11 protein-coding genes are annotated in these 20,707 nt (G+C 34.3%); 5 read left to right on the top strand and 6 right to left on the bottom strand.

From position 1 onward, the window contains the following. Positions 1-26: 26 nt before the first annotated feature. The 5 genes from ACNQF8_RS08925 to porU all read right to left on the bottom strand — a co-directional run bounded on the left by ACNQF8_RS08925 (position 27) and on the right by porU (position 8,430). On the bottom strand, positions 27-1,679 hold the full coding sequence (locus tag ACNQF8_RS08925; RefSeq protein WP_417953270.1) for a pyruvate dehydrogenase complex dihydrolipoamide acetyltransferase: 1,653 nt from the start codon (positions 1,677-1,679) through the stop codon (positions 27-29). A gap of 7 nt (positions 1,680-1,686) precedes the next feature. Continuing rightward, the gene (gene pdhA / locus ACNQF8_RS08920) at positions 1,687-2,685 is read right to left on the bottom strand and encodes a pyruvate dehydrogenase (acetyl-transferring) E1 component subunit alpha (protein WP_315210889.1); all 999 of its coding nucleotides are present in this window, start codon (positions 2,683-2,685) and stop codon (positions 1,687-1,689) included. Between the two features lie 143 nt (positions 2,686-2,828). Next, positions 2,829-3,311: a cytidine deaminase gene (gene cdd / locus ACNQF8_RS08915; RefSeq protein ID WP_417952073.1), complete on the bottom strand. Its 483-nt coding sequence runs from the start codon at positions 3,309-3,311 to the stop codon at positions 2,829-2,831. A gap of 74 nt (positions 3,312-3,385) precedes the next feature. Beyond that, entirely contained in the window at positions 3,386-4,555 is a 1,170-nt protein-coding gene (porV, locus tag ACNQF8_RS08910) for a type IX secretion system outer membrane channel protein PorV (protein WP_417952072.1), read from the bottom strand. Between the two features lie 38 nt (positions 4,556-4,593). Continuing rightward, positions 4,594-8,430 carry a type IX secretion system sortase PorU gene (gene porU, locus ACNQF8_RS08905; RefSeq protein ID WP_417953269.1) on the bottom strand — a complete coding sequence of 1,279 codons (3,837 nt, stop codon included), beginning with the start codon at positions 8,428-8,430 and terminating at the stop codon, positions 4,594-4,596. Between the two features lie 207 nt (positions 8,431-8,637). On the opposite strand from porU, the gene gldJ reads away from it, so the two are divergent. Beyond that, positions 8,638-10,323 carry a gliding motility lipoprotein GldJ gene (gene gldJ, locus ACNQF8_RS08900; protein ID WP_417953268.1) on the top strand — a complete coding sequence of 562 codons (1,686 nt, stop codon included), beginning with the start codon at positions 8,638-8,640 and terminating at the stop codon, positions 10,321-10,323. Between the two features lie 64 nt (positions 10,324-10,387). After that, a complete protein-coding gene (locus ACNQF8_RS08895) occupies positions 10,388-11,671 on the top strand; it encodes a UDP-N-acetylmuramoyl-tripeptide--D-alanyl-D-alanine ligase (RefSeq protein ID WP_417952069.1) in 1,284 nt (427 codons plus the stop codon). 65 nt (positions 11,672-11,736) lie between these two features. On the opposite strand, the gene ACNQF8_RS08890 is transcribed toward ACNQF8_RS08895, so the two are convergent. Further along, positions 11,737-14,610: a triple tyrosine motif-containing protein gene (locus ACNQF8_RS08890; protein ID WP_417953267.1), complete on the bottom strand. Its 2,874-nt coding sequence runs from the start codon at positions 14,608-14,610 to the stop codon at positions 11,737-11,739. Positions 14,611-14,957: 347 nt separating this feature from the next. On the opposite strand from ACNQF8_RS08890, the gene ACNQF8_RS08885 reads away from it, so the two are divergent. The 3 genes from ACNQF8_RS08885 to ACNQF8_RS08875 are packed head-to-tail and all read left to right on the top strand — an operon-like array spanning position 14,958 to position 20,703. After that, positions 14,958-18,068: a SusC/RagA family TonB-linked outer membrane protein gene (locus ACNQF8_RS08885; protein WP_417953266.1), complete on the top strand. Its 3,111-nt coding sequence runs from the start codon at positions 14,958-14,960 to the stop codon at positions 18,066-18,068. 14 nt (positions 18,069-18,082) lie between these two features. Continuing rightward, positions 18,083-19,591 (top strand): RagB/SusD family nutrient uptake outer membrane protein, encoded by a 1,509-nt coding sequence (locus ACNQF8_RS08880; protein WP_417953265.1) that lies wholly within the window; start codon positions 18,083-18,085, stop codon positions 19,589-19,591. 14 nt (positions 19,592-19,605) lie between these two features. Continuing rightward, positions 19,606-20,703, top strand: a complete 1,098-nt coding sequence (locus tag ACNQF8_RS08875) for a hypothetical protein (protein ID WP_417953264.1) — start codon at positions 19,606-19,608, stop codon at positions 20,701-20,703. The last annotated feature ends 4 nt before the right edge of the window (positions 20,704-20,707 follow it).

Below are 20,707 nucleotides of genomic sequence, written 5' to 3'. Positions count from 1 at the left end.
GGATTTATATTTTAAGAACCGAGTTATTACGCAAGCATAGTAACAGGGTTTTCTATAAATTGTTTCAATGTTTGTAAAAATTGAGCTCCAGTTGCACCATCAATTGTTCTGTGATCGCAAGCTAAAGATAGCATCATCGTATTTCCTATTACAATCTGACCATTTTTTACAACCGGTTTTTCTACAATAGCTCCTACGGATAGGATAGCAGAATTTGGTTGGTTAATGATAGAATTGAATTCTGTAATACCAAACATTCCAAGATTAGAAACTGTAAAAGTACTTCCTTCCATTTCTGTAGGTAATAATTTTTTGTTCTTAGCTCTTCCTGCAAGATCTCTTACGCTTCCGCCAATTTGAGATAAACTCATAGCATCTGTAAAGCGTAAAACTGGAACTACTAATCCGTCTTCAACAGCTACAGCAACTCCTATGTTCACATGGTGATTGATAAGAATTGAATCTTCTCTCCATTGTGAATTCACTTTTGGATGTTTTTTCAAAGCCATTGCGCACGCTTTTATCACCATATCGTTAAACGATACTTTTGTGTCCGGAACGCTGTTAATGATAGTTCTGGATTTCATTGCTTCATCCATTGCTACCTCAATTACTAAGTTGTAATGTGGAGCTGTGAATAAAGATTCTGCTAAACGTTTAGCAATGATTTTTCGCATTTGCGAATTCTTGATTTCTTCTGTGAAAACTTCTCCTGCTGGAACAAATGGTTTTGCAGCAGCTACAGTTTCTGCTTTGGCTGGAGCAGCACTTGTCGGTGCTTGAGCAGCGCTAGTTTGTGGTGTGAAGTTTTCGATATCGCTTTTTACAATACGTCCGTTTTCACCAGAACCTTTTACTTGTGTTAATTGAATTCCTTTGTCACTTGCAATTTTCTTTGCTAATGGCGATGCTAAAATTCTTTGACCGTCAGTTGATGGTTCTTGAACGATTGGTTCCGAAGCTTTTTCTGTTGAAGCAACTTTTTTTTCTTCTGCAACTTCAGGAGCAGCTTGTGTCGCTCCGCCAGTTTTGTAGTTTTCAGCAATTCCGCTAATATCAGTTCCTGCAGGTCCAATGATTGCCAAAAGGCTATCAACTGGTGCAGTATTGCCTTCTTCAATTCCTACGTATAATAAAGTTCCTTCGTTGAAAGATTCGAATTCCATTGTAGCTTTATCAGTTTCGATTTCAGCAAGAATGTCGCCTTCAGCAACAGCATCACCTACTTTTTTTAACCAAGTCGCTACAGTTCCTTCAGTCATGGTATCACTTAAACGAGGCATAGTAATCACTACAACTCCTTTTGGTAATGAAGCTGTTGCAGGTGCTGCAGCTTTTGTGACTTCTGGACTAGTTGCTGTTTCTTCAGTAACTTTTGTTTCTTCTTTAGCTGGAGCTGCATCAGCTGGTTTTCCTGCTAATAATGCCGAAATATCCTCGCCTTCTTTTCCTATAATTGCTAATAAAGAGTCTACCGGTGCAGTTTCACCTGCAGGTATTCCTATATGTAAAAGTGTTCCTTCGTTGAAAGACTCAAATTCCATTGTTGCTTTATCGGTTTCAATTTCTGCAAGGATATCACCTTCGCTTACTTTATCACCTACTTTTTTTAGCCAAGTCGCTACCGTTCCTTCCGTCATCGTATCGCTCAAACGAGGCATTGTAATTATTGTTGCCATAATTGATTTATAGTTTATGAGGTAAAAATGGATAGTTCTCTTGTTCGTATACTACATCATATAGCTGTTGAATAGGTGGGTATTCAGATTCTTCGGCAAATGTTACACATTCTTCCACTAAATCTTTTACTCTTTGATCAATTGCTTCGATTTCTTCTTCTGTAGCATATTTTTGATCTTTAATTACATCTAAAACTTGAGTAATTGGATCAATTTTTTTGTACTCTTCTACTTCTTCTTTCGAACGGTATAATTGTGCATCCGACATAGAGTGACCTCTATAACGGTATGTTTTCATTTCTAAGAAAGTTGGTCCGTCTCCACGACGTGCTCTGTCAATTGCTTCAGTCATTGCTTCAGCCACTTTTACAGGGTTCATTCCGTCAACTGGTCCGCAAGGCATTTCGTAGCCTAAACCTAATTTCCAGATATCAGTATGATTAGCTGTTCTTTCTACAGAAGTTCCCATGGCATATCCATTGTTTTCAACAATAAAAACCACTGGAAGTTTCCATAACATAGCCATGTTAAAAGCTTCGTGTAAAGAGCCTTGACGTGCTGCACCATCACCAAAATAAGTCATAGTAACACCGCCAGTTTCAAAATATTTGTCAGCAAAAGCTAATCCAGCACCTACAGGAATTTGTCCTCCTACAATTCCGTGACCACCATAAAAACGGTGCTCTTTTGAAAATATGTGCATAGAACCACCCATACCTTTTGAAGTTCCGGTAACTTTTCCTAAAAGTTCTGCCATAACGCGTTTAGGATCAACTCCCATACCGATTGGCTGAACGTGATTTCTGTAAGCAGTAATCATTTTGTCTTTTGTCAAGTCCATAGCATGCAATGCACCAGCTAATACAGCTTCTTGACCATTGTATAAATGTAGAAATCCTCTAACTTTTTGTTGGATGTATAATGCGGCAAGTTTGTCCTCAAACTTTCTCCAAAGCAGCATATCTTCATACCACTTTAAATATACTTCTTTTGTAACTTCTTTCATCTGAATTTTTCTTTTGCTAAAGTGTTATTGTATTATCAATTTGTACCTATAACGCAAAATAGTTTCCTCCCACAAATTTGCGAAATGCAAAAATAAGACATTCCAAGTAAGAACTAAAATTTAATAGGCAATTTTTGGAATTTTTACAAGAATTTTTTATCGAACATAAATGGAAGCAAGTTTTTCAGGGATTCTGATTTATAAATTGCACCAATTTCTCCCATAAAATAGATTTCTATAGGGGTCTCTTGTTTGATTTCATATTCTGCAATTGATTGTCTGCAAGAGCCACAAGGCGGAATTGGAGCTGTAGTTTGGTTTGAGTCTGAGGCAGCAGTAATTGCCATTTTTAAAATTTTGGCTTCTGGATAAACTGCTCCGGCATAAAAAATTGCGACACGTTCCGCACAGAGTCCAGAAGGATAGGCTGCGTTTTCTTGGTTTGAACCTAGTACAGTTTTACCGTTGTCTAAAAAAATTGCAACTCCAACTCTGAATTTTGAATAGGGTGCATAAGCATTTTTTCGAACTTCAATGGCTTGTGTCATTAAATCCTGAATGTCATTTGGTAACTCTTGAACGGAATCGAACACTTTGAATTGTGTGGTAATTGTTATTTCTTTCATACTTTTTTAAGGAAAAAAAATCCAAACTTCATAGTGTTGAAATTTGGATTATTATTTGTGGATTTTATTTATGTTTAATATTCGTCATATTTGTCTCCAAAATTGAAGGTAAGTGAGAAACGCAAGGTGTTTTCTAAAGGGTTTTTTACTTTTGATGCCGAAAATAAATACGAAACATCTACTTTGACAACATTGTATTTGAAACCTGCTCCCAGCGATAAAAATTGTCGAGCTCCTTTTAGAGGACTTTCGTGAAAATATCCCAAACGCATCGCAAAGGAATCTTGGTATAAATATTCGGCACCTACAGAATAGGTAACTTCTTTCAATTCTTCGCTGAATCCATCAGGAGCATCACCAAATGATTTGAAAACCCCAGATGTCCATCCAATAGCTCTGTAGTTTTGGTTATTTTGATTATTTTCTTCATTTGTAACAGTTCCGTCGCCATTTAAATCGGGGTCTTGTGGTGTTGGGACTAATAATTTATTAAATTCAACATTTAAGGCAACCTTATTATAGTCGTCTAAAATAAAATCAAAACCAGTTCCTATTTTTAAATTGGCAGGAATGAAGTTGTTGTTAAAATCATCGTTGTCATAACTGATTTTTGGACCTAAATTTTGAATATTAAATCCTGCTCTCCATCTACCGTTGAATTCGTTGTATGCTATTTCTTCAGATTGGTAAAAACCGGCTACGTCAACAGAAAATGTACTTGCAGATGAGGCGTCGTTATTATCTGAAGCTACTTTTAGATTAGAGTTGATAAATCGTCCCGCTATGGCCATAGAGAATTTCTCGCTAAGCTTTAAGGAATAGGAACCGTCAATGGCAAACTCGTTTGGAGAGACTATAGGGAAAGACTCATTAGGATCGCCTGTTTGGCGTAATTCAATATCACCTAATCCAAAGTAGCGAAGGCTTCCTGCAAATGCACTTCTATCGTCCAGTTTTTGGTAATAAGTCAATTGTCCTAATGATATATCATTAACCAGGTCGGTAAGGTATGGTGTGTAACTTATAGAAAATCCTTTTTGGTCAGTTGCAAAGGCATATTTTGCTGGATTCCATTGTTGTGAAAAAGCATCAGCTGATGTTGCAACTCCTACGTCGGCCATACCTGCAGCTCTTGCGTCAGCTGCAACTAATAAAAAGGGAACTCCCGGATTTATAACTCTATCTTGTGCTTTTGTAAAAGAAATTACAAATAAAAAGATAAAAAGTAATGTTATTTTTTTCATTATTGTAGCAAGTTTTATTAAACAAATATAGTATTTTATTAAAGTATAACAAGTTTTTCAAATTTTTCAGTTTTCTTATTTGTTAAACTTGATTTGACGGTTAGTTTGTAGACATAAACACCTTTCCCTATTTTATCTCCAAAATCATCTTTGCCATCCCAAGTGATTTCTTTTGATAAAAATCCTTCAGTTGTGATAATTTGATTTTTCGTCCAAACCACTTTTCCGGTTATCGTCATTACTTGAACCTGAACGTCCAATGGTTCAAATGGTCTGTTGTGTGTAAACCAAAATTCAGTATAATTAACGAACGGATTTGGATAATTCAACACATGTGTCAATGTTATCGTTTCATCACCTACCACAATAAACTGAATCTCAGCCGTTATCGGGTTGTTGTATACATCCCACGCTTTGAATGTTATAGTGTGTAATCCGGGAGCTAAATTGCGCAACGGAAATCGGAGAGTTCCACTTGTAAAATCGTCTAATGTTGTTTGATAATAATCATTCAGTACAAAAGGATTGCTTACATCTCCATCAAGAATAGCAACAATATCATGACCTATTCCGCTTGCCGTATTTATTCCGTTTTCATCTTCAAGTAGTGCAACAAGAAATGGGGATTCATTAGTTGTTCCGCCAGAAACAAAAGTCTCGTCATTCATATATAACTTAACTCTTGGGCTAATATTGTCTGCCGTTGCATTTTCATTTATTCCTCCTATTTTTATACTGGAATTGTACCCGGTTTCGTTCTGTAATAATTGATTTTTTTTGGAATAAAAACTAATTCTTCCGTTTGCTAATGGGACTCTGATGTCTCTGGGTACAACAAAACTAAATTCAAATTGACCATTAGTGACTGATGCGTTTCCTCTGAATATTGTTTCCCCTAAAACATTGAAATTAATAGAAGGACTATTGCCGTCATTATTATAGGTTGTTCTTGAAACTGTTTTGTCAAAAATAGTTGTGGAAACTTCTCCATTATAATTTGTCAGCAGGTTGTTGTTCTCATCAGTAACTTCTCCGGTTAGTTTCATTTTTGCCAATGATTTGAAGTCGTCAATGGTTTGGGTAACCGGAATGTCATTTACTTTAGTTAATCTAATTTTTGGTTTTGGAATAGCAAGCATTAATGCGGGATCACCAATGTAAAAAACAACATTAGTAGCTGAATTAGGATTGCTGTTTTTTGAAATTCTCAGTGCTTCTGCAATTGAAGTATATTGATTTGAATTGTATGATAATAAATTTTTTGTCAGCAAGTCATTGAAATTTTCTGCGCTGAATTGCCCAATAGAACGAATGGTAGTAATCATTGCTATTGCACCGCCTTTTGGGTTCCAATAAGTATATTCTCCAGCAGTTGGTCTTAAAGGATTGTCAAAACGGGAAAATTCACAAGTAATAGTTATGAATAAAGGATACTTATATTGATTGCTTAAGTTTTGTCCGTCTGATTTTTCCCAAATGCGTTCGCTTGATAAGCCATCTTCGCCGCCATGTCCTAAATAATTAAATACCAAAGCCCCTTTTTCGAAAGAATTGAAGAAGTCCGTTCTAGCTTTTGGGTATCTTGAACCTCCTGCAGATGCTTCTTGGACATAAGAATCTAACAGAATTTTATTCACATTCAGAAATGGTTTCTCTGTAGTAATTGTGTTTGCAAGGATGTTTTGCCTGTTTTGTAAACTGGCATCAGATAGGATGTCTGAATCATCAGAAACTAATGCGAAGTTGTTTCTCCAGCTTCCGTAGGATTTTAGATCATGATATTCTATTACTTTATTTACCATTTCATCAGCCTGTTTAGCATCATTGACTAACATTCTGCCTACTGCAATATCTATTCCTCCAAAATACGACACAACATTTCCTTCTGTTGGGTCCATCAGTCCAAAAAAATCATCTGAGGCAAAGGATGATTCGCCAGTTGTGCTGCTGTTTAAAGCGTGATAAATAGGTACAATATTAGTGTTATTTGAGATTCTGTTTTTAAAATCATATGAGGCATCACCAAAAAGATTGACAAATTTTACTCTTTTCTCCGGTGCAGAAGCATTTTCGTAGATGTATTTGATGCAATTTCGTATTGCAGCAACATCTTGTTTTCCGGATGAAAATTCTTGATATATGGATTCTAAAGGAATTACTTTTACATTTAAACCGGATTGGGTGCGATGGAAAGTAGCTAGTTTTTCAGCTTGAGTAGCTAGAAAGGTAGGTGTTATAATCACGTAATCGATGTCTTGAAATTGACCTTGTCCGTTTCTAAATAATGTTCCCTTTAAATTTTGATTTGCGATTTTAGATCTGGACCCTTTTAAAGGAGTGTAATAATCAGAATCATCTAAAGCGATATACTTTCTAAGTTCCCCTAAGTTAGCTTTAAAATTTAATGTACTCTGATTGGAATTTTCGATTTTGGTTACATTATAAATATCAGTAACATCCCAGATTTGTGGAATAGTTGCTGTGTTTGAGATGCTGTAATTCACTATCCCAAAATTTGAACTGGATTGGTCGTATTGAAAATGAAATTGTTTTCCGTAGCCTTGCAGTTTTCGTTTGGCGATAAGTCTGATGTTGTCAAGAAAACCTTTGGAACCTGGAACACCGTTATTATTGTATTTCAATTTTATTTTTATGTTTTCTGTACCGCTGAAATTGGTGTTGTTTGGTAAAGAGCCTAAATAAAACTCCGTTTCGGTATTGTTGTTTAAAGCAGGGAAAGAAATAGTTCCGGCTGCTGTTCCGTTTGCAGTCGCATTCAAAGAAGTAGGAGTGAATGCAGCTGAAGCAGCGGTTAGCATCAGTTTTACAGGAGTTGCAGAGTCAATATTAGGGAAAGTAAAATCAAATTCCTGTTCGTCTTTGACTTCAAATGATTCGCCAAACCATTGACGACCTAATCGCGCTATATTAAAAAGGTCTACTTCGTGGTATTGATGATCGTCAAAAGAAGTTACGGTTAAAGTACTGTTTCCTGAAGGTTGAGTCATAGGACTGATTCTTTTTCCATCGGTGCCCTGAACAGTAATGTAGTAATAGGATTTAGTATCGTACAAATTAGTAAAGGTCAGACTTTCGGCATTCCAAGTATCAACTCCTTCGCCATAAAAAAGAATGAAGTCGTCGTTGTTGAAAATTCCGTCAGCTTCACCATCAATTTGAATTGCATTTTCGGTTAGGTCATTTAGATAAAAAACACTGTTTGATAACGGAAGCATTCGTCCGCCATTACCATATATTTTTATTTTTCGGGGGTCTAATGTATTTACGTCTAATCCTAATTGTTGTAAAAAAGTTTTAGTGATTTTATATACACCGGATTTTTCAATGTAAAATTGATACCAGTTGCCTGTTGCTAAAACAGAATTGACGATGCTATTTGTGTTGGCACTTTTGTTGGATTGTGAAATTCTATTGCTGTTGTTTTCCACTTCATAGGAAAAAGACGTGATTCGTTTGAATCCGAAGTCGTCTTTAATTATAGGTGATAGCGTAATGAAAGCTTCTTTGGTGTCTCTTGAAATGTTTACTCTTAGATCTGAATTTATGGTTTTAGGAATGTTTTTAGAATCCAAATCGCCAAGTTGATCAGTTGTGATTGTTTCGTAAGTTATATTTGTGATTGTGACTTTTCCTTCGATAAAAGAGACTGCTTCTTTTATTTTTAAAGTATAAAGCAATGCCTTTTGAGAAGCATCATAATGAAACTTATTTTCAGAAAATTGAGGTATAATGACTTTGAAATCGCCGTAGGACATTTCTTTTTTGTCTGTCCATTCAATGACTGCGTTGCCTTTAATTTGAGCAAAAGAAACAAAAGGAATCAGGCTTAAATAAACCAAAAGTATTTTTCTCATCGTTTTTTTAACGTGATTAATAGTGAGTTATTATTTATCAGTAAAAATAAACCATTTCGTGTGATTTAAATAATAAATATTATAAATTTGCGTTTTGATATATAATTTATTGTTAAAGTTGCGTCTACGAAAATTATTTAAAAGTATGATGTTGATTAATGGTTAATTATTATATTGCGGCACTTAAATTATTACCTACTAAAGAGTATGAAAGCAAACAAAATTATGGGCTTACGGTTGTTGATCTCAATCATATTAGTAATTGGTTTTTCCAGTTGCAGTAAAAAGTCTAGCTCCAAAAATACCTCAAGAGCAACCGGTTGGAATATGGACAGCAAAAAAGCAGGTTCAAGTAAAAAACAACAAGCAGGACCAGGTTTGGTTTTTGTTGAAGGTGGTACATTTACTATGGGTAAAGTAGAGGATGATGTAATGCATGATTGGAATAATACGCCAACACAACAACACGTTCAGTCTTTTTACATGGATGAGACCGAGGTTACTAACTCTATGTATTTAGATTATTTAGATTGGTTGAAAAGTGTTTACCCACCCACTGAAGAGATTTATAAAAACATATACGAAGGAGCTTCACCTGATACGTTAGTTTGGAGAAATAGATTGGGTTACAATGAAACGATGACTAATAATTATTTAAGACATCCGTCTTATGCTGAATACCCTGTTGTTGGTGTAAATTGGATTCAAGCAGTTGAATTTAGTAACTGGAGAACACAACGTGTAAATGAAGCGCTTCTAGAAAAAAACGGGTACCTTAAAAAGAATGCGAAAACATTAGATGTAACTGCTGATAGTAATTTTGATACTGAAACTTATTTGAATTCGCCTACTTTGGCTTACGGAGGAAATGAAGAAATTGTATTAAAAGGAAAAAATGGAGGTAAAAAAACTCCTAAAGCTGGAAAAGACGGTAAAGTTATTGAGCCTAAAAATGTTTATGCACAACGCTCTTCTGGAATACTTCTTCCTGAATACAGACTTCCAACTGAAGCAGAATGGGAATATGCAGCTGCAGCTGATGTAGGACAAAGAGAGTACAATATCTATAAAGGTCAGAAAAAATACCCTTGGTCTGGTGGTTATACCCGTTCAGGTAAAAGACAAAGTAAAGGAGATCAGTTAGCCAATTTCAAACAAGGTAATGGAGATTACGGTGGAATTGCAGGCTGGTCAGATGATGGTGCAGATATCACAAATGAAGTTAAAAAATATCCTGCAAATGATTTTGGATTGTATGATATGGCTGGGAATGTTGCCGAATGGGTGCAAGATGTTTACAGACCAATAATTGATAACGAAGCGAATGATTTTAACTATTTTAGAGGAAATCAATACACTAAAAACAAAATTGGTGCAGACGGTAAGGTTGAAATTGTTACTAAAGAGAATATGAAATTTGATACTTTAAGTAATGGTAGAATAGTTGCCAGAAAATTCCCAGGTCAAATTGCTCAAGTTCCTGTTGATGAAAAAGAGACGTATTTGAGACAGAATTTTGATAAAAGTGATAATACTAATTACAGAGATGGTGATAAACAATCTACAAGATATTATAACTTTGGATCTTCTGAATCTGACACTGAAAAACAAAAAAATGAGAAAATCATGTATAACTCTCCTAAACATAATGTTACCACAGATAGTTTAGGTAAAATGGTTAGAAAATATGATAAATCAAGTAAGAGAACAACTTTAATAAATGATGAAGTCAGAGTTTATAAAGGTGGTTCTTGGAGAGATAGAGCTTATTGGTTAGATCCTGCGCAAAGAAGGTATTTTCCTCAAGATATGGCTACAGATTACATCGGTTTTAGATGTGCAATGTCTAGAGTAGGTCCTAAAGCAGATAAGAAAAAATCAGCTAGAAATTAAATTTTTTATAAAATAAAAATAAAAGCCCTTTGATTAGGGCTTTTATTTTTTTAAATCGTTTCAAATGGATATTAATTACATTCATAGTTTATTTTTAAAATGTAAATCGGTTTCGATGGATACCCGCAAGATTGAGTTATATTCCTTATTTGTCGCCATAAAAGGGGAGCGTTTTGATGCAAATACATTTGCTAAAGAGGCATTAGATAAAGGTGCTTCTTATGTGATAATCGATGACGAATCTTATTTTATTGACCACAGAACTATCTTAGTCGATGACAGTTTAACAGCATTGCAGAATCTGGCTAAATTTCATCGGGAATATTTGAAACTGCCTATAATAGCGCTTACCGGAAGTAATGGTAAAACAACGACCAAAGAACTGATTCATGTCGTTCTTTCTAAAAAATTCAATACCAAAGCAACTGTAGGAAACCTAAACAATCACATTGGAGTTCCATTGACATTGCTTTCGTTTAATTCAGAAACAGAAATTGGGATAGTTGAAATGGGAGCTAATCACAAAAAAGAAATTGAATTTCTATGTGAATTAGCAAAACCGGATTATGGCTACATTACTAATTTTGGTAAAGCACATTTAGAAGGTTTTGGTGGCGTTGAGGGAGTGATTGAAGGAAAAAGCGAAATGTATCAGTACCTTTCGGCAAATTATAAACTAGCTTTCATAAACTTAGAAGATCCAATTCAAGTTGAAAAGTCAAGGATGTTAAAGGCTTATTCTTTTGGTGTAAATAAAACAAATGTAGATGTAAATATTACTTCTGTTAAAGCAAATCCATTTGTTGCGATAAACTATTCTAATTTGACTATTTCAACGCATTTAATAGGCTTGTATAATGCCAATAACATTAATGCCGCTCTTACTATTGGAAAGTATTTTAGAATTGATGATGTTGCGATAAAAGAAGCTTTAGAAAGTTATGTACCTGAAAATAACAGATCGCAGTTGTTGACAAAAGGAACTAACCAAATTATTTTGGATGCCTATAATGCAAATCCAAGTAGTATGGCTGTAGCTATTGAAAATTTCCTCCAGTTAGAAAGTCTAAATAAGGTGATGATTTTGGGTGATATGTTTGAGTTAGGAGCGGAAAGTCAGCAGGAACATAAAGCAATAGTTGACCTGCTTTTGAATGAAGATAAAGTGAAATGTTATTTTATCGGTTCAGCATTTTATGCCAATAAAAAGAAAAAAAACAACTTTTGGTTCTATAATACATTTGAAGAGTTTTCGAATGATTTAGCAACGACTGAATTTGATACTAGTACTATTTTGATAAAAGGTTCGAGAGGAATGGCATTGGAGCGAACTTTAGATTTTCTTTAAACAAGACAAGTTGTTTTATAATAGGAATGCCATCATAATAAACTATGATGGCATTTTTAGTTTTATTAAATACTCATTAGAAATCCAATTAGGTTTTCTTTTTTGTTGAGTCCTAGTTTTTTTCTCAATCGGTAGCGTGCAAGTTCTACTCCTCCGTTTGAGATATTCATGATTTCGGCAATCTCTTTCGTTGACATATTCATTAATAAATAGGTCGACAAATCTAATTCTCGGGGAGATATTGTAGGATATTTTTCTTTTAATCTCTTGAGGAAATCAAAATGGACATTCTTAATGTGTTTCTCCAAGTCTTTCCAGCTCTTGTCCGCATTAACCTCTTTGGTGATGCTTTTATTCAATTTTGTAAATTGGAATTTGGTAGAATCATCAAAGGATTCAACATTGATGTCTTTTAATTTATAAATGATGCCATTTAGGATTTTGTTTTTCTTGACTACTTGCAGCGAGTTGTTGACTAATTCTTTATCCTTTGCTAAAATCTTAATTTGTAGCTTGTCACTTTTCAATTTTTCAATTTCTTTTTCCAGTTCATATTGTTCCTGTCTTATTTTAGATTCTTTCTCTAAATAAAGTCTTCGCTGTTCAATAGTTTCGTAATATTTGTTTTTTCTAATTTTCATTTTCACTCTGTTTCGAATGAAAAATACAGAGGCGACTACTAGTAGAATATAAAATAAATATGCTAAAAAATGCCTGTACCAAGGCGGAGAAACGGTAAAAGTAGCAATAGCTTCTTCTGATTGAATTCCATGACTATTCCTCACTTTTAATTTCATTTTATAATCACCCTCTCTTAAGTTGGTGTATTCTTTAATTGAAATAGAAGACCACGTGCTCCAACGATCATCAAAACCTTCCAATTGATAAGAGAATTCTACATTTTCCAGATTTTCATAAGTTGGTGACGAGAATGTAAATTTCACTCGATTTGCTGAATAAGGTATTTTAAGCATCTCAATTTTATTGGATCCATTTCCTAATATTATAGTATCTCCAGGATATGAAAAACTTCGTATAAATGCCATTGGTTTTGATGCTGAATAATTTTGTAGTTTGGAGTTATAATGTGCTAAACCATCGGTTAAACCAATTAATATATTTTCAGGATTAATCGTGTTTATAGATATGTAGTTGTTTACGAGATTGCCGGTTAAACTGGAAAAGGGAGCAATTGTATTTTTATAACCGCCACTTTTCTGCTTCATTAAAACGCCTAATGACTCACTAAAAACATACCAGATATTACCATAATTATCTTGGGTTATAGAATGTATTTGTGGAAGGTCTTTGAATATTGCACTGATTTTTTTATCTTCAAAAAACAAATCTTGCTCTTGTGAATATTTATAAAAACGATTATTAGTTTGAAAGTATAAGTTGTTTTTCATTCGTTGCAAACTTCCTATTCCTTTAACTAAGTTTGATAGATTTTTATGTGTTTTTATAGATTTAAATTTGTTTAAATCATCAGAGAGCTTTAATTGATAGATTAAATTATCCTTTATTAACCATAAATTATGTTCGTCTATTTCAAACGTATTGGCAGATAGGTCAAATCCTTCTACTCGATTTTTATAGGATAATCCGCTAACTGTTTTTTCAAATATGGTAAATCCACTGTATGTAGATCCTATTAAGTAATTAGGGCGATTAGGAATTGGCTTAAAGCCAAAATGGCCCTTATTGTCTAATGTTTTAATAACTTTTCCTCCAGAAACTAACAATGCTCCTCTATTGTGAGCGCAAATTAGTTGGTCGTCTATCACTTGAATGTTCCAAGCCTGACCAGTAGTTCCTTCGACAAGTTTAAAAGCATCCTCTTTAATGCTGTTGTTCCAAGAATGGTAAAAAAGACCTTGATTAGTAGCTACATAAAGATTTCCTTTATAAGATACAGAAGCATAAACGGTACTTAAATCGTAACTGAATCCAAAATAGGTAAACGGAGAGTTTTCATTGATAAAGGCAATTCCATTGTCTAGTCCAAGCCAAAGATTGTTTTTGTTATCAATAAATGAAGTTAGTACGGTATTGTTTTGAAGTCCCTTTTTATGGTTGATGTGCTGAATTATATTTCCGTTGAAGTCGCAGATGATCATACCATCTAATACCGAATTCAGAATGATAAATGTATCTTTTATAATTACGCCTCCAAGGGAACTATTCTTTTTGATAAAATAATTGGCTTCAGTATCCCAAGAAGTGATTTTTTCATGATCGTATATAAAAAGTCCTTTGTCTAAAGTGGTAATAAGAATTTTATTTTCTGGCATTGGAAACATACCCCAGATTTCTGTAGTGTTTAAAGCGGTAGTTCCTTTTAACGGAAATAATTTTCCGTTTTTATATTCTAATATTCCTGCAGAAATATCCTGAAAATAAAGTTGGTCTTTTACCTGAAATGAAAACTGAAATCTGTTGGGAGACTCAAGTAATTTAAGTTTCTGGTTTTTGAAAATATAGGCTCTTGTAAAAGATTGGAAAATTACTTCTCCTTTATGAATGTGAATTTTCCAGATGAAGTCAATTGCTTTGATGTTGTCATTATTTATCAGTTTTGAAACTGAAAAATAAACTAGTTTTCCTTTAGAATTAGCCTTGAAATATCCAAATTCATCATAGCCTCCTACAAAAATTTTCCCCGAATCATCAATTTTTAAGCATCTGATAGCTGATGCATTTGGAAGGCTGTACTTCTTCCATGATGATCCATCAAATTGAAAAAGACCATTGTTATTGGCAAAATATAAATTACCATTTTTATCTTGATCTATGTTCCAGTTTTGAGTGCCTCCTTTATAGTCTGTTCTTTTATAATTTCTGATTTCTGGCAAGCCAATGTTTTTTACCTGTCCATAAATGGTTGTTAAGGATGATATAATCAGAAAAATTAGAATATGCAGTTTGATAAATTTCATAATTGAAGTCTAAGCTGATGAGTTAATTTTTATTGAAAAAAGATAATATTTTTTATTTATAAGATGATGGTTCTTAGATTGTTTTCCATCTAATTCTATAAAAAAAACGCAATATCGCTTTATTTTATAAATGTAGTGGTTTTTATTTTAATTAACATTTAAATAACAATGTAAAAAAATATATAAACTATTTATATATAGGTATTTATAATTTTTTTGATGTGTTTTTGTAAAGTATTAAAAAAGCGTTTAATGTGTTTTTGTAGTAAATAATTAAAATGAATATAGAAAAAATAGTGATAATATTGCTTCAAATTACTAATTAATTAACCAAAATTTTTAGAAATATGAAATTTACAAAACTGTTTGTTTTTTGTCTTTTATCTATTCTATTCTCAGTTTACGCACAAGCACAAGATGTTACTGTAAACGGAAAAGTATACGATGAAAATGGGCTTCCAATCCCAGGAGTCTCTATTTTAATTAAGGGAACATCGAAAGCTGTAGCAACCGATTTTGATGGAAATTATCAAATTAACGCCGATGCTAAAAGTACTTTAGAATTTAGTTATGTAGGATATACAACAATAAAAGAGCTAGTCAATGGAAGGGCCAAAATTGATGTTAGACTTAAACCTTCAACAGAAAGCTTACAAGAAGTTGTCGTTGTAGGTTACGGAACTCAAAAGAAAAGTGTTGTTACTGGAGCAATATCCAGTGTGAAAGCAAAAGATCTTGAGAAAGTACCAAATGGTCGTATCGAGCAAGCTTTACAAGGTAGAGTTTCCGGGGTTACTATTGCTGCCAGTTCTGGGCAGCCTGGTTCTGCATCCACAATCCGTGTCAGAGGGGTAACTACTTTTGGTGATGGAGGTAATAATCCACTTTGGGTTGTTGACGGTGTAGTTGTAGATGGTGGAGGAATAGGATTCCTTAATCAATCAGACATAGAGTCGATTGAGGTGCTTAAGGATGCTGCTTCAGCTGCAATTTATGGTACTCGTGCTGCAACAGGAGTAATATTGGTGACAACCAAAAAAGGAAAATCAGGAAAAATTTCGGTGAACTACAATGGTTTTTCAGGGATTTCATCACCAGAAAAGACTTTAAATTTACTGAATGCCACACAATATGGTGCTTTGTTAAATGAAAAATCAGTTGCTGCCGGTGGACCTGCTATATTTCCTAATTTATCTGCTTTAGGTGTTGGTACAGATTGGCAAAAAGCAATTTTCAACACAAGTGCTTTCCGTTATTCTCACGAATTGAGTATTAGTGGAGGAACTGATGTTTCTAATTTTTATGCTTCTTTTGGACTTCAAGAACAAGAAGGAATTGTTTCAACAGAAATATCAAATTACAGCAAAAAGAATTTCCGTTTAAACTCGACACATAAAATATCAAAAATATTTACTTTCGGACAAACTTTAGGTTTTTCGAGACAAAAAACAATTGGTATTGGAAACACAAACAGTGAATTTGGTGGGCCGTTAAGTTCAGCAATCAACTTAGATCCAACTACTCCTTTGATAGAAACAGATCCTGTAAAAGCGAATAATGCGCCTTACAGCACTAATCCTGTCATTCGTGATGCAAATGGAAATCCTTATGGAATCTCAAGTCTGGTTGGTCAAGAAATGACGAATCCTTTGGCTTATGCCAAAACTAGATTAGGAAGTTATGGAACGTCAGATGATATTGTGGGTAACGCATATATTGAAGCGGCTATAACAAGTCATATTAAAGTGAGATCAACTTTTGGTGCAAAACTAGCAACATGGGGAGGTCAAGGATTTACACCTGTTTTCTATTTGAGTGCTACTTCAAACGTGCTTAAAAATAACTACAGTAAATATGAAAATAAGAGTTTTGCATGGAATGTTGAAAACATATTGACATATACAAATAAATTTGGGGATCATAACTTAACGGTTTTATTAGGTCAAGGATCTTATGTTGATAATATTGGTGGAGGTCTTGGCGCTACATTGTTTGGATTACCGGTAACTAATTATCAAGATGCATCTTTCAACTTTGATATACCCCAATCGGATAGAAGCAGTTATACATTTGATATGACTGAACATAAATTGACATCATTGTTTTCACGTGTAAATTACGATTTTAAGGAAAAATATTTATTTACAGGGATTATTCGTCGTGATGGTTCAAGCCGCTTTGGAGCCAATAATAAATTTGGGGTATTTCCTTCGTTTAATTTAGGATGGGTTTTAACCAAAGAGGATTTTTGGAAAGAAAGCAAAGTAATTAATACTTTTAAAATAAGAGGTGGATATGGAGTTGTTGGGAATGATGCCATTCCAGATTTTAGATATCTTTCTCTAGTTGAAGGTGGTTATAATTATTCTTTTGGTAACGCAGGAGCTATTACTACTGGTTATGCTAATCTTACACTTGATAATCCGGATTTGAGATGGGAGGAAACTTCTCAGGCAAATGTTGGTTTTGAATCGAAATTTTTTAATGACATAAGCCTTACTGTAGATTTATACAAAAAATCAACCAAAGGTATTTTGCGTCCAATAAATATTCCAGGTTATGTAGGTGTTACTGCAAGTCCAATAGGGAATGTAGCTGATATGGATAATAAAGGTATTGAGGTTGAATTAGGGTATAAAAAGACTTTTGGTGACTTTAATTTTTCTGCAAATGGTAATGTTGCATACTTAGAAAACAAAGTGACTTACCTGGCAGCCGATTCCGATTATATTTCAGGAGACGCTTCTTTTCAATCTATGGGAGCAGTAACAAGAACACAAGTAGGACAATCGTATAACTCATTTTACGGATTTAGAACAGCAGGTATTTTTCAAAATCAAGCTGAAATTAATGCTTATACAAATTTATCAGGAGGTTTAATTCAGCCAAGTGCACGTCCTGGGGACTTCCGTTGGGTTGATACAGATGGCAATGGTTCAATTGGAGATGATGACAAACAATTTTTAGGAAGTAATATTCCAAAATACACTTTTGGTTTGACATTAAATTTAGATTATAAAAGCTTCGATTTAATGGCATTTGCTCAGGGAGCAGCAGGAAATAAAATTTTCCAAGGTTTGCGTAGACTGGATGTAGGAAATGCAAACTATCAAACAATTGCTTTAAGCAGATGGACAGGTGAAGGAACTTCAAATGATTATCCTAGATTGACCAATAATGATACTAATGGGAATTTTGGGAAAATGTCAGATTTTTATTTAGAAGACGGAGATTATCTTAGACTGAAGTTAGTTCAACTTGGATATTCATTGCCTAGTAGTGTAGTAAGTAAAATAGGAGCCAATAAAGTACGCTTTTATTTAACTGCCGAGAACTTATTGACTATAACTAAATATACGGGTTACGACCCTGAAATTGGTGGAGGTGTATTCGGGATAGACAAAGGGATTTATCCACAAGCAAGAACATTTATGCTTGGAGCTAATTTACAATTTTAATACAATCAAGAATTATGAAAACGATAAAATTTAAATATTTATTTATTGCAGCAGCTGTGGTTTCATTCGGTTCCTGTACAGAAGAATTTGTAGATGTAACACCTAAAGGCTCTTTTCTTTCGGATAATTATTATGCAAATCAAGATCAAGCAACAGCCGCTCTAGTAGGAGTATATGATGCGATTAGAAAAAACACAGGTGGATTTGATAACATGATAGGAATGATGAATGCTGGTTCTGATGATCATTTTGCTGGTGGAGGAGGTTCTACAGATGGAGCAGGAATTCAAGGTTTTTCTACACACGCACTTACTGCTACAACTGTTCCGGGAAGTTTTTGGAATGATCATTACCAAGGAATTTTTAGAGCAAACACTTTACTATTAAAATTACCGGGTGTTGCAATGCCAGATGATGTGAAAGCGCGGTTTTCAGGAGAATCAAAAGCATTGAGAGCCATGTATTACTTCAACTTGGTAAGATTGTTTAAGAATGTTCCATTGTTATTGGATCCTTTGACAGCTACTAATATGTATGAAGTTGAACAAGCGACATCAGAAGCAGTCTATGGTCAAATAGAGAAAGATTTGATTGATGCAATAGCCACTTTGCCGACAACAGTTCCTGCTGATACAGAATCTGGACGTCTTACAAAAGGTGCCGCACAAGCCTTGCTTGGAAAAGTGTATTTACAAGAAGGTAAAAAAACCGAAGCAGCAGCAATTCTTGCTTTGGTAAATGGTACACCGGGCGGAACAAATCAATATGGCAACAAATTGTTGACTAATTATAATGACCTATGGGTAGTTTCCAATAAGTTTAATAAAGAGTCACTTATTGAAGTTTCTCATACTAGTGCCGGTAATTCTGATTGGGGTTTCTGGGGTTCAGGTAGAGACGAAGGGAATTCATTGAATGTTATGGTAGGTCCTAGAAGTTATTCAAGACCATCAGGTTCTACGGCACCAGATTTACCATCAGGATGGAGTTTTAATGTTGTTACTCAAGATTTATATGATGCCATTAAGTTAGATCCAAGATTTGGAGCTACAATATTAGATTTGAAAGCTCTGAAAGCTGCTGGTAAAGCAGATTATATTGGTGGATATCAAGATACAGGATATTTCTTAAACAAATTTCTTCCTCGAAAAGAAGATGTAAGAACTGGTGGTGGAGCCGCAGAATTGAATTACAGACAAAATTCGTATATCATTAGATTAGCGGATACGTATTTGATGGAAGCGGAAGCATTAGGCTCAGGAGCAAGAGCTCAAGCGTTACTTGATGCAGTTAGATTAAGAGTTGGTTTGCCTTCTATTCCGGTTACACTTGCAGCCATTAAAAATGAAAGAAGAATGGAACTTGCTGGTGAAGGACACCGATTTTTTGATCTTGTTCGATGGGGTGATGCAGCTACAAAGTTATCAAACAGAGGTTTTGTTGCTGGTAAAGATGAAATTTTTCCTATACCAATAAGAGAACTTCAAGGAACCAAATTGAAACAAAACCCTGGCTATAATTAATAAAAGATAAAATTATGAAAAAGATAAAATTAATTTTCAGCTTTATACTAGTACTTCTTGTAGCTATAAGTTGTACCGTGGAAGGAATCAGCGATGATACGGCTCTTTTAGGAACAGAATCATCTGCTAATCTCAATAAGATATTTGATATCAGTACTGATAATTCAGGAAAAGTAATAATAACACCAACAGCAGATGGAGCAATTTCTTTCAAAGTAGAATATGGTCACGGAACTACATCATCAGTTACAGTGCAACCCGGAGCTAGTACAACCCATGTTTATCCAGAAGGAAAATATACGGTAAAAATTACCGCTACATCAATTTCTAGAGCGACAACTGAACAAACATTTCCGTTAGATGTTGTGTATAGAGCACCTGAAAAGTTAGCTGTTACTTTAAATAAAAACATTCACAATTTAAAAGTAAAAGCTAAAGCAGATTATGCAAAATCGTATTTAGTTTATTTTGGGGATGTTACTAATGAAGTAGGTACACCATTAGCTACTGATGGAGAGGTTTCTCATGATTATGCAGTTGCCGGAACTTATAATGTAAAAGTTGTTGCGTTAAGCGGTGGTGCTGCCAAAACAGAAAAAACGACACCAACAATTATTTACAATGCTTACGGGTTACCAATCACATATGAATTAGCGACTCAAAATTATGGAGTTGGTGGAACTTTTGGCGGAATTTCAACAGCAGTAGTAGCAAATCCTTTTCCAACAGGATTAAACACTAGCGCGACTGTTTGGAAATATACAAAAACTACCGGAGCAGAAACTTGGAGTGGAACCTATTCTCCTTTAGATTCTCCAATAGATTTTGCAACGGGAAATAAAATCAAATTACTGATGTATGCTACAGAAGTTGGTAAAAGTCTAAATGTAGAATTAGAATGGGCTGTTGGCGGAACACCTGCTAATGGTGTTGCTGTTTTAAAAGTAGCTAATACTGTAGCCAATTCTTGGCAAGAATTAGTCTTTGATTTCAGTACAATTGCAGCAATTCCGGCTAATGCCAAATTTACTCAACTTGTATTTAGATACGATGATTCAGCAAAAGGATCAGGAGAAGTAATTTATATAGACAATATTAGATTAACTAATTAAAAAA

Source organism: Flavobacterium labens, from assembly GCF_048286755.1.
Lineage (GTDB): Bacteria > Bacteroidota > Bacteroidia > Flavobacteriales > Flavobacteriaceae > Flavobacterium.
Note: the sequence above shows the minus strand (reverse complement) of the source record. Positions and strands in the feature narration are given on the sequence as shown.